Raw genomic sequence first — 9,970 nt, 5'->3', positions numbered from 1 at the left:
TGCTCGGCCAGGTAACCGGCGAACGCGGCCGGGTCCATCGCGGTCTCGCGCGGCACCAGGTGCACCGTCCCGCCGGTGGTCAGCGCGCCGAACACGCAGGTCAGGCCGAAGTCGGCGGCGGGCGTGGAGACCACGGCGAACGAGCCGCCGGGGGCGTCGATGCGGGGGAGCATCCCGTTGAGATAGCTGAGCACGTTGCGGTGATCCGCGGCCACCGCCTTGGGCGTGCCGGTGGAGCCCGACGTGAAGATCACGTGGTGCAGGTGTTCCGGTCGCACCGCGCTCTCCGGCCTGCTCTCCGGGAGGTCGGGCAGTCGGTCCAGTTCCAGGACCCGCACGTCCGGGCCGAGGCGGTCGGTGAACTCCGACATCGTGACCACGGCTCGCACCCCGGCCGCGTCGAGCATGGTCGCGATCCGTGCCGCCGGATAGGTTGGATCCATCGGCAGGTATCCGCCGCCGGACTTCTGGATGCCGAACAACGCGCACGCCAGGTCCGCGCCCGGCTCCAGCAGCACGCCGACCGGTTCGTCCGCGCGCACCCCGGCTTGGATCAGCCAGTGCGCGATGCGGTTGGCGGTGGACTCCAGCTCGGCGTAGGTGAGGCTGCGATCCGCGCCCACCACGGCGGGCGCGTCCGGGGTGGTGTCCACCCAGCGTTCGACCAGGTGGTGCACGGCCTGGCCGGGTGCGTTCACGGGCGTGGGACCGGCCAGGACGGGACCGGTCACCGGCTCCAGCGGCACCGCCCCGACCGGCGCGTCCAGGTCGGACAACATCCCGTCCAGGAGGGCGAGGTACCAGTCCACCAGCCTGCGGACGGTCGCCTCGTCGAACAGGTCCGTGCGGTAGCCGAAGCCCCCGCGCAGCGGCGATCCTGGACCGCTGTCGAGCACGTACAGGTCCAGGTCGAACTTCGCCGTCCGCTCGGGGAGCTCGATGGAGGTCGCCTCCAGGCCGGGCAGCTCGGGACGTCCCTGGTCGGGGATGTAGTTGAGCATCACCTGGAACAGCGGGGTGGCGGCCAGGTTGCGTTCGGGCCGCAGCCGGTCCACCACCCGGTCGAACGGCGCTCCCGCGTGGGCCAGCGCCCCCAGCGCGGCCTCCCTGACCCGGTCCAGCAGCTCCCGGCCGGTCGGGTCGCCGCCCAGGTCGGTGCGGACCACGACGGTGTTGATGAAGCAGCCCACCACGCCCTCGGTGTCGGGATGGTCCCGCCCGCTGACCGGCACGCCGACCGCGATGTCCGCGCTCGCCGACAGCCGGGCCAGCAGCGCCTGCAACCCGGCCAGCAGCACCATGAACGGCGTCATGCCCGGCGCCGACCGCACCTTGGCCGCCAGCTCCGCCGGCAGCTCCACCTCCAGCGACGCCCCCGCCGGGTCGGCCACCGCGGGCCGAGGACGATCCGTCGGCAGGTCGAGCACCGGCGGCAGCCCCCGCAGCCGTTCCGCCCACCAGTCCAGATCGGCCAGGGCCGGGACGGGCGCCACCTCCGCGTACTGGGCGGGCGGCGGGCCCGGCGGCGGGCGCAGTCCCAGCCGGGCGGCGTACAGCGCCGACAGCTCCGACTGCAGGAGGCCGCGCGTCCAGGCGTCCGTGGCGATGTGGTGGAAGGTGAGGGAGAGCACGTGCTCCGCGTCGTCCACCACGAACAGGACCGCCCGCATCGGCGGCTCCCGGTCCAGCGCGAACGGCGTGGCCAGCTGCTCGGCCACCGCCCGGTCGACCTGGGAACGGTCGATGGTCACGGTGGTCACCGGCACCTCCGCGGCCGGCCGTACCTCCAGGACCGGTTCGGCGCCGGTGGCGACGATCACGCTGCGCAGCACCTCGTGCCGCTCGGCCAGGTCCCTGACCGCGCCCAGCAGCGCGTCCGCCTGCAGCGGCCCGCGCAACCGCAGGGTCATCGGGACGTTGTAGGCCGTGCCGTCCGGCTCCAGCTGGGCCAGGAACCAGAGCCTGGCCTGGGCGCCGGACAGCGGCGCCGGGCCCTCCACGCGCTCGCGTCGCGCCACGGCCGCCGAGGCGGGACGGGGGAGCGCGGCGGCCAGGTCGGCGAGCACGGAGTGCTCGAAGAGCAGACGCACCGGTACGGCGACGCCGAGCTGCTCGCGCAGGCGGCCCGCCACCCGGGTGGCGGCGAAGGAGTGGCCGCCCAGCGTGAAGAAGTCGTCGTTCGCCCCCACCTGGTCCACGTCGAGCACTTCGGCCCACGCCTGGGCCACCAGTCGCTCGGCGGCCGTGCTCGGCGGCACGAAGGCCGCCGCCTCCTGCTGCGGTTCGGGGAGGGCGGCTCGGTCGATCTTGCCGTTGGGGTTGAGGGGCAGGTGGTCGAGGGTGACGATGTGGGCCGGGACCATGTAGTCGGGCAGCCGTTCGCGCAGCGCCGACCGGACCGCCGGGACGTTCGCCGACGCGGGGGTGACCCAGGCGGCCAGCTGCCTGGCCTTGCCCTCGCCGATCGGGAGGACGACGGCTTCGGAGACCTGGGGGAGGGCTCGCAGGGCGGTGACCACTTCGCCTAGTTCGACCCGGTAGCCGCGGACCTTGACCTGGTCGTCGACCCGGCCGCGGAACTCGATCTGTCCGTCGGCGGTGAGGCGGAGCAGGTCGCCGCTGCGGTAGCAGCGGTCGTCGCCGGAGAGCGGGTCGGGGACGAAGCGTTCGGCGGTCAGGTCCGGCAGTCCGATGTAGCCGCGGGTGACGCCGGGCCCGCCGACGACCAGCTCACCCGGGACACCCGGCGGGACCGGCCGCAGCCGCGAGTCCACCAGATGGCCGTAGACGCCCGGCAGGGGACGGCCCAGCGGGACGATCCCGGTCCGGCGTTCCGCGGGGATCTGGTCGGTGTCGCAGACCAGGCAGATCATGGTGGACTCGGTGTGGCCGTAGTGGCTCTGGATGCGCAGGCCGGGTTTGGCGTCCTGGGCTCGTTCGACGAGGTCCCAGGGGCAGGCTTCGCCGGCGAGGATGAGTAGTTTGCCTGGTAGGACGGCCGCCAGGTCGCCGCCGGAGGCCAGGAGTTCCAGGTGGCTGGGGACGCATTTGACGACGTCCACCTGGTGGTGGGTCAGGTAGTCGGCGAACGCGGCCGGGTCCATCGCGGTCTCGCGTGGCAGCAGGTGGACGGTTCCGCCGGTGGTCAGCGCGCCGAACACGCAGGTCAGGCCGAAGTCGGCGGCGGGCGTGGAGACCACGGCGAACGAGCCGCCGGGGGCGTCGATGCGGGGGAGCATCCCGTTGAGGTAGCCGAGCACGTTGCGGTGCTCGGCGGCGACGGCCTTGGGGGTTCCGGTGGAGCCGGAGGTGAAGATGACGTGGTGCAGGTGCTCGGGCCGGACGTCCACGCAGGGTCGCTCGGCGGGCAGGTCGGGCAGTCGGTCCAGTTCCAGGACCCGCACGTCCGGGCCGAGGCGGTCGGTGAACTCCGACATCGTGATCACGGCTCGGACCCCGGCGGCGTGGAGCATGGTCGCGATCCGTGCCGCCGGATAGGTCGGATCCATCGGCAGGTATCCGCCGCCCGATTTCTGGATGCCGAACAGCGCGCACGCCAGGGAAGCCCCGGACTCCAGCAGCACGCCGACCGGCTCGTCCGCGCGCACCCCGGCCGCGATCAGCCAGTGCGCGATGCGGTTGGCGGAGGACTCCAGCTCGGCATAGGACAGACTGCGATCCGCGCCCACCACGGCGGGCGCGTCCGGGGTGGTGTCCACCCACCGTTCGATCAGGTGGTGCACGGCCTGGCCGGGCGCGTCCGTGGGCGCCGGACCGGCCAGGACGGGACCGGTCACCGGCTCCAGCGGCACCGCCCCGACCGGCGCGTCCAGGTCGGACAACATCCCGCCGAGCAGGGTGAGGTACCAGTCCACCAGCCTGCGGACGGTCGCCTCGTCGAACAGGTCGGTGCGGAATTCGAGCACGCCGTCGAACCCGTCCCCGCGATCCTCCAGCGTCAGGTTGAGATCGAACTTGGCCGTCGGCGACGTCAGCCGCTCGGCCACGACCTCGACCCCGGGCAGGCTCATCGGGGTGACGCTGTCGTACACGTTCAGCATCACCTGGAACAGCGGGGTGACCGACAGGTTCCGCTCCGGCTGCAACCGCTCCACGATCCGCTCGAACGGCGTGCGGCTGTGGGCGAAGGCGTCCAGAGCGGTCGTGCGGGCCCGGGCCAGCAGCTCGCGCCCGGTGGGGTCGCCGCCGACGTCGGTACGCAGCACCAGGGTGTTGAGGAAGCAGCCCACCACGCCCTCGGTGTCGGGATGGTGCCGCCCGGCGTGCGGGACGCCCACCGCGATGTCGTCGCTGCCGGCCAACCGGCCCAGCAGCGCCTGCAACCCGGCCAGGAAGACCATGAACGGCGTCGTCCCGGCGGTGGCCCGCACCTTGGCCGCCAGCTCCCCGTGCACCTCGAAGCCGACCGTGCGCCCGCTCCAGGCCGGCACGGCGGGACGGGGCCGGTCGGTGGGCAGGTCGAGCACCGGTGCCAGCCCGGTCAGCCGCCGCGTCCACCAGTCCAGGTCGCTCTCGCCGGCCGTCTCGTGCGCGTTCTGGCCGGCCTCCCAGGCGGCGACGTCGGCGTACTGCAGGGCCGGGGGCTCCGGACGGGGGCCGGCGCCGAGCCGGGCCGCGTACAGCGCCGACAGGTCGCGCAGCAGCACCTGCTCCGACCAGGCGTCGGTGACGATGTGGTGCAGGACCAGCACGAGCACGTGGTCGTCGGCGCCGAGCCGGAACACCGTGGCCCGCATGGGCGGCTCGGCGTCCAGCCGGAAGGGCCGCCAGGCCTCGGCCCGCAGCTCCCGCTCCAGCGACCCGGGGCTCACCTCCACCACGCTGACGGGCACGGCGGCGGCCGGCCGCACCCGCCGGCCCTCGACGACGCCGCGCAGCACCCAGTGCCGCTCACCGACGTCGGCCAGCGCGCCGGTGAGGGCGTCGAGGTCCACCGGCCCGCGCAGCCGCAGCGCCTGCGGCACGTTGTAGGCGGGGGAGTCCGGCTCCAGCTGGGCCAGGAACCACAGCCGCTCCTGGAGCGGGGACAGCGGCATGTCCGCGGCCGACAGTGCCGGGATGCCCGCCGGAGCGGCTTCCTCAAGGGTCTCGGCCGCGGCCCGCGCCGCCGCGAGACGGGACCGGAGCAGGTCGGCGACCCGGTCGCGCTGCACCTCGGTCATGCCTCCACCCCGCCCGTCAGGTCGGCGAGCAGCAGCTCTTCCAGGCCGGCGGCGAAGTCGGCGAGCACCGGACGGTCGAAGAGCAGCCGCACCGGCACGGCGAGCTGCAGGACCTCGCGGAGCCGTCCGGCCACGCGGGTGGCGGCGAAGGAGCTGCCGCCCAGGGCGAAGAAGTCGTCGTCGGCCCAGACGGCCGGACGGCCGAGCACCGCGGCCCAGATCGAGGCGACCATGATCTCGGCGTCGGAGGCGGGCGCGACCCGTTCGGCCTGCGGGCCGTCACCGGGCGCGGGCAGGGCGTCCCGGTCCACCTTGCCGCTGGACAGGGTGGGCAGCGCGGCCAGCGCCACCCACCGCCGCGGCACCATGTGGTCGGGCAGCCGGGCGCGCAGATGTCGCTCCACCGCCGCCGGATCGGCCGTCTCGGGCGTGACGTAGCCGACCAGGTGGGCCTGGGCGCCCGTGCCGGACACGGTCACCGCGCCCTGGGCCACCTCGTGCAGCACGGCCTCGACCTCGCCCAGCTCGATGCGGTAGCCGCGGACCTTCACCTGGTGGTCGCGGCGGCCGTGGAACTCCAGCGTCCCGTCGGGCCGCCAGCGCGCGAGGTCCCCCGTCCGGTAACACCTGCCGCCGGGGACGAAGGGATCCTCCACGAATCCGGACAAGCCCGGACGGTTCCGGTATCCCCGGGCCACGCCCGCGCCGCCCAGCAGCAGTTCGCCCACCGCGCCCGGCGGCAGCAGCCGCAGCCGCGAGTCGACGACGTAGGCCCGCTCACCGGGCATCGGCGAGCCGATCGGCACCGGGCCGGGCTCGCCGGCGGACACGCGGTGCATGGTCGAGGTGACGGTGGCCTCGGTGGGGCCGTAGGCGTTCCACAACTCGCCGGCCCGCGCCAGGATCTCCGCGGCCAGGCCCGGGTCCAGCGCCTCGCCGCCGGTGACCGCGCGCAGCTCCGCGTCGCCCGTCCAGCCGGCCTCGATCAGCATCCGGTACGCCGTCGGCACCAGGTCGAGCACCGTGGCCTTGGCGGCCGCCTCGGCCAGCGCGTGACCGTCCCTGGCGGTGGCCCTGTCCACCACCACGCTGGTCCCGCCGCAGGTCAGGACCGTCCACAGTTCGGAGGCCGCGGCGTCGAACGTCAGCGGCGCCACGGCCGGCTGCACGTCGTCCGGGCCCAGGCGCAGCGCGGCCGCCGTGCCCGCCACCAGGGCGGCCAGGTTCGCGTGGGTGACCTCGACGCCCTTGGGCGTGCCGGTCGAGCCGGAGGTGTACATCACGTACGCCAGGTCGTCGGGCCGGACCTCGGGCAGTTCGGCGCGGCCGTCGAGCGCCAGCCGGTCGAGGTCCAGGACGTCGAGCCCCGGCACGCCGCCCCTGGCGAGCACGACGCGGGCCCCGGCGTCCTCGGCCAGCAGGCGCAGCCGCTCGGCCGGGTGCTCGGGATCCATCGGCAGATACGCCGCGCCCGCCCGCCACACCGCCAGCAGGACGGCGGGCATCAGATGGTCGCGCGGCAGGCAGACGCCGACGACGTCCCCGGGCGCCACGCCGTGCTCCAGCAGCGTCGCCGCCGCCCGGTCGGCCCAGTCGTTCAGGTCGGCGAAGCTCAGCGACGTGCCGTCGGGTCCGACCACGGCCGTTCCCGTGGTGTGGGCCGCGATCGACCGCGGCACGGTCGGCAGCGGTCGCGGCAGCTCCGGCCCGGCGGCCAGCGCCAGCAGCGCGGCCCGCTCGTCCGGGGTGACGAGCTCCAGCTCGCGGCCGGGGTCCGTCATGGCGTGCCGGAGCAGCGCGATCAGGCGGTCCACGTACGCCTCGGCGCGGTCCCGGCCGAGCAGGGCGGTGGCGTACTCCAGGTGCAGCTCGCCGCCGGACGCGGTGCGGTTGACCAGCACGCTGAGCTCGTGGCCGGCGGCTCCCGAACCGAGCTCGGTGAGCAGTTCCAGACCGTCCACGCGCACGGGGACCTCGCTGTGCTGCATGGCCAGCAGCACGGCGGCGCGGGGCAGCTCGGCGGGCGGGAGCTCCTGGTGGATCAGCGCCCGCGTGGTGGCGTCCGCGGCCTGGCGCACCAGGTCGCGGAAGGTCGCGGCGTCACCGGTCCGCAGCCGTACCGGCACGGTGTCGACCAGCGGGCCGACGACCCCGGCGAGCTCGGCGCCGGCGCGGCGCGCCGCGACCGCGCCGATCAGCGTGTCCGGTTCGGCGCCGGCCAGGGCGAGCCCGGCCAGGTAGACCGCGAACGGGGTCGCGCCGCACCGCCTGGCCAGGGCGGACACGCCGGCCACGAACTCCTCCGGCAGCGGCCTGGTCACCCGCGCCGCCGTCAGGTCGGCGGGCGCCGGAGGCGTCACCGGCGCCCCCGACAGCTCCCGCTGCCAGAACTCGCGCAGCCGCGGCAGCTCCGGATGCCCCTCCTGCTCGCGCACGGCCACGTCGCCGACCTGGACGGCGGGCCCGGCCACCGGCCGTCCGGCCAGCCCGGCGGCCAGCTCGTCCATCAGGATGCCGACCGAGCCGCCGTCGAAGGCGAGGTGATCGGTCACGACCACGAGCTCGGCCGCCGCCTCGCCGGTCCAGCACAACTCGGCCCGGACCAGCGGCACCTCGTCCGCCACGTCGAACACGTACGCGCCCGCGCGCCTGGCCACCCGCTCCGGGTCGGCCTCGGGCCCGTGCTCGGCGAACGGCACCGGAACCGGCGGATGCGTCACGGCGTACGGCACGCCGTCCTCGCCCACGGCGACGGTGCTGCGCAGCACCTCGTGCCGGGCCACGACGGCGTCCAGCGCCGCCCGCAGCGGCGCCGCGTCCCGCAGGCCGCTCACCCGCAGCCGGACCGACACGGTGGTGACCGGCTTGCCCGGATGGAGCTGCCGCAGGGTCCAGAACTCGCGCTGCATGCCGGTCAGCGGGTACGTGCTCCGGCCGCCGTCCCGCCGCACCGGCTCCTGGACGGTCTCGCGCAGCCGGGACGCCAGCCCGGCCGCCGTGGGCTCGGTCAGGAACGCCGCCGGCGGCACGGTGTGCCCCAGCCGGCGCGACAGCTCGTTCACCACCTTGACCGCGGCCAGGGAGTGCCCGCCCAGGTCGGCGAAGCGGTCGAGCACGCCGATCCCGTCCAGGCCGAGCACCTCGGCGATGACGTCGGCCACCAGGCGCTCGTCGTCGGTCCTCGGCGCGACCGGCGCGGCGGCGACCAGCCGCGTGGAGCCGAGCCTGGGCAGGGCGGCGCGGTCCACCTTCCCGGTGGGGGCCAGCGGCAGGGTCTCGCTGATCCCGATCCGGGCCGGGACCAGATGGCCGGGCAGCCGGTCGCGCAGCCACTCGCGCAGCTCGGGCTCGCTCACGTCCGTCGCGGCGACATGGCCGACCAGGTGGGCGGCCCCGTCCTCACCGGTCTGCGCGAGCACCACGGCCCGCCGCACCGCGGGGTGGCCGCCCAGCACGGCCTCCACCTCGCCGAGCTCGACCCGGATGCCGCGGATCTTGACCTGGTCGTCGGCCCGGCCCGCGTAGCGCAGCTCGCCGTCCACCCGGCGGACCAGGTCGCCGCTGCGGTAGACGCGGACGCCGTCCGGGCCGGAGCCGAACGCGGGGGAGTCCACCCCCAGGTATCCGCGGGCCACCACGGGGCCGCCGATCCACAGCTCGCCCAGCTCGCCGTCCCGGACGGGCAGGCCCTGCGCGTCGCGCACCGACAGCACGGCGCCGGCCAGCGGCTCGCCGAGCGGCGGCTCGCCGTCGAAGTCGCGTCCCGCCTCGAAGAAGGTGCAGGCGGTGCTGCACTCGGTCGGGCCGTACATGTTGAGGACGCGCCGGACGTTCGGGTTGGCGTAGATCTGGCGGATCAGCGCGGCGGTCAGCGGCTCGCCGCCCGACACCACCGTCCGCACCCCGGCCGGCAGCGGGTCGCGCAGCAGCACCGACAGCGCGGACGGGACGCCGAAGACGGTCGTCACCTCGTCGCGGGCGGGCAGGGACGGCAGCGCCAGCAGATTCTCCGCCATGATCACCGTGCCGCCGGCGACGAGCGGGACGAACAGCAGCATGACCGAGGCGTCGAAGCAGATCGACGCGCTGGCCAGCATGCCGCCCAGCTCCTCGGCGGTGTACGCCGACGCGCCCCAGGTCAGGAAGTTCATGGTGTTGCGGTGCTCCACGACCACGCCCTTGGGCGTCCCGGTGGAGCCGGAGGTGTAGATCACGTACGCGGCGTCGGCGGCGTCTCCCGCGACGCCGGGCGCGTCCTCGCGCGGCGCGACGTCGTCGACGTGGACGACCTCCGCCCCGGTGAGGGCGGCCGTCGGGGCCAGCGCCGTCGCGGAGAGCACGGTGGTGACCTCGGCGTTCGCGGCCATGAACCGTAAGCGCTCGGCGGGGTAGGCGGGGTCGAGCGGCACGTAGGCCGCGCCCGCCTTCCACACGCCGAGTAGCGCCGGGAGCAGCCATTCGCCCTGTTCCAGGCAGACGCCGACGTGGTGGCCGCGTCCGATGCCGCGGTCGAGCAGCGTGTGGGCGATGCCGTTGGCCCTGCGGTCCAGCTCGGCGTAGGTGAGGCGGGTGGTGCCGGCTATGACGGCGATGCTGTCAGGACTTTTCCTGGTCTGGATGGATATGGCCTCGTGAACGCGTGTGCCGGCCCCCGGGCCTTTCACGTCGTCGGTCATGGTGTCTCCCCGTAAAACCCACCGCGATTGGCGGCAAATACGTACAAATTGCGCGATGAAGCATAATCCGCATGATCGCTTTGTCGAGTGCTTTCCGGGGCGGAGTTGGCC

Annotated in this window: 2 protein-coding genes; both read right to left on the bottom strand. The window is 74.8% G+C overall.

Annotated elements, in window-relative coordinates:
• Window positions 1–5,183: amino acid adenylation domain-containing protein (locus tag ACFYUV_RS49300; protein WP_387682712.1), on the bottom strand; the 5,183-nt coding region annotated here is incomplete at its 3' end.
• Window positions 5,180–9,859 carry an amino acid adenylation domain-containing protein gene (locus ACFYUV_RS49295; RefSeq protein ID WP_387682710.1) on the bottom strand — a complete coding sequence of 1,560 codons (4,680 nt, stop codon included), beginning with the start codon at window positions 9,857–9,859 and terminating at the stop codon, window positions 5,180–5,182. The genes ACFYUV_RS49300 and ACFYUV_RS49295, both read right to left, overlap by 4 nt.
• Window positions 9,860–9,970 lie beyond the last annotated feature (111 nt).

The organism is Nonomuraea sp. NPDC003560, assembly GCF_042878785.1.
Taxonomy (GTDB): Bacteria; Actinomycetota; Actinomycetes; order Streptosporangiales; family Streptosporangiaceae; genus Nonomuraea.
Note: the sequence above shows the minus strand (reverse complement) of the source record. Positions and strands in the feature narration are given on the sequence as shown.